The 1500-nt window shown below is 52.6% G+C and carries 1 protein-coding gene; it reads right to left on the bottom strand.

Annotated elements, in window-relative coordinates:
• A partial coding sequence (locus IE099_RS20555) for an IS4 family transposase (RefSeq protein ID WP_229809629.1) occupies positions 1–1082 on the bottom strand: 1082 nt, incomplete at its 3' end.
• Positions 1083–1500: the final 418 nt, after the last annotated feature.

Here is a 1500-nt window from a genome sequence, read left to right as displayed (position 1 = left end):
CTGATCTCATCAATTTTCGCGGGAGATGTTCGAGCTGCACGCTGCATCAGACAGCGAAGTAAATTGTAGGATAGGCGGACCATCGCGAGGGTCTTGCGCGCCATAGAGGGTGTGCGAACTCGCAGCATTTCGAAGCCTAGCAAGGTCTTGATGTCTCGCAGCCGAACTTCAATTTCCCAACGCTTGGCATAGAGGCTGTGCAGCTCCATACCGTCGTATTTTGAAGAGTCAGTGAGAGTAGTGACGACAGTCATTCTCTTTTTCTTTCCTGCGCGGTCTTCGTAGTTCATTCGAATGATACGAACGATCAATTCTTCGGGTAGGTCCTCCCATTGTTCGCGGGTGATTCCCGTTCTGGAAAATGCCGGACGGCTCAAGGTGAGCACGCGTTCGTGACGACCTACTCGTTTTCCTTTTCGCCAATCGAGCGCTTCATCACGTCGACTGTTCAAGCGCATCACGCAATGAGCACCCCTCTTGCGAATCTCTGAGATGAGACGGAAGGAACTATAGGCTCGGTCGGCGAGAAGCAAGTGGCCCTCGTGCAGGTGCTCAAGCGATTGCCGAGCAAGGCTTGCATCCTGCTCTTTGAGAGGTCCCGTCACGAAATGCTCTATCCCTCCGTGGCTCAGATTGAGCAGGGCCGAAACCGACATGACCGGAAAGCCGCAGCCTTCTTTTTGGACGCTGGGCTGCGGGTATTGTTCCTGATTTTCAGATGTATCCATCAATTTGACGGAGCTGCCGTCAATGGCCTTGAGTTCAAAATCTTGCCAGCGGTTTTCCTCGCCAATGGCGACATCCATAGCTGCGAGAGTTCGTTGCGAAAGAGCTTCAACAAAGTCGTCCTTGAGCCTCATTCGAGCTCGGCAGTATGCCCCGCTATCACCAGCAGGAACCGGAAGCCCTTCAGAGGCCGCCCAAGACTGGAGGTGAGCAAGTCCCCGAGAACAAGATTCGTTGCGTTCAAAAATCTGACAAGTCCACGCCCACAGAGTCGGAATGTGACCGAATTGCCGTTGTCGTTTAGTCGGGTCAATTTTGGTCAGCCAATCAGAAGGCAAAACGTCTTCAAAAAGCACACCCAAACCGCTGGGTGACTGGGCCAACAACTGCTGTCGAGCGCGACGGATATCTGCTTGCGACTTTCGAGCGGCAGTGGCAAAAACGGTAGGCGGAAAGTTGGTCAGAAGCGGGTTATTTTTCACACAAAAACTACGTTTTCGTGACCAGCTTTCCGTCCCTAAAAATCAACGAAATGTGGCTTAATGCAGTGCCATTCTGGACTAACCCCTTTTCTCGCTTTAAGTCTCATTCGAGCCCGGCAATATGCCCCGCTATCGCCAGCAGGAACTGGAAGTCCTTCAGAGGCAGCCCAAGACTGGAGGTGAGACAAGTCCCCGAGAACAAGATTCGTTGCGTTCAAAGATCTGACAAGTCCACGCCCACAGAGTCGGGATGTGGCCGAATTGCCGTTGTCGTTTAGTCGGGTCAATTTTG

Source organism: Roseibacillus persicicus, from assembly GCF_014651675.1.
In the GTDB taxonomy this organism is placed as follows: Bacteria; Verrucomicrobiota; Verrucomicrobiia; order Verrucomicrobiales; family Akkermansiaceae; genus Roseibacillus; species Roseibacillus persicicus.
The sequence above is the reverse complement of the archived record's forward strand: the minus strand, read 5'-3'. Positions and strand labels throughout refer to the sequence as shown.